The following is a 578-nucleotide window of genomic DNA, read 5'->3' on the forward strand; positions in this document are numbered from 1 at the left end:
TCGACGCCCTTTTCGGTGTTGTAGGCGATCTGCTTGGCGCGTCGACGTTCGGTCTCCTCGATCGCGTTCTGCATCGAGTCGGTCACCTTGTCGGCGTACATGTGTACCTGGCCGGACACGTTGCGGGCCGCTCGACCGATGGTCTGGATGAGCGAGGTGGAACTGCGGAGGAAGCCCTCCTTGTCCGCGTCGAGGATCGCCACCAGCGACACCTCGGGTAGGTCCAGACCCTCACGCAGGAGGTTGATGCCCACGAGCACGTCGTACTCGCCGGAACGCAACTGCCGCAGCAATTCGACCCGTCGCAGCGTGTCGACCTCGGAGTGCAGATATCGCACGCGGATGCCCAGCTCGAGCAGATAGTCGGTGAGATCCTCGGCCATCTTCTTCGTCAGCGTGGTCACCAGGACTCGCTCGTCCCGGTCGGACCGCTCGCGGATCTCGTGGACGAGGTCGTCGATCTGGCCCTTCGTCGGCTTGACGATCACCTCGGGATCGACCAGGCCGGTGGGGCGGATCACCTGCTCCACGAACTCGCCGTTGGACTGGCCGAGCTCGTACGCGCCGGGGGTCGCCGA

The 578-nt window shown here is 64.9% G+C and carries 1 protein-coding gene; it reads right to left on the reverse strand.

Translation table 11 applies throughout. The features are described from left to right. The coding region (locus GS4_RS24650) for a helicase-related protein (protein WP_040511845.1) at positions 1-578 on the reverse strand (578 nt) is incomplete at both ends.

The sequence above is a fragment of the Gordonia soli NBRC 108243 genome (assembly GCF_000334455.1).
Taxonomy (GTDB): domain Bacteria; phylum Actinomycetota; class Actinomycetes; order Mycobacteriales; family Mycobacteriaceae; genus Gordonia; species Gordonia soli.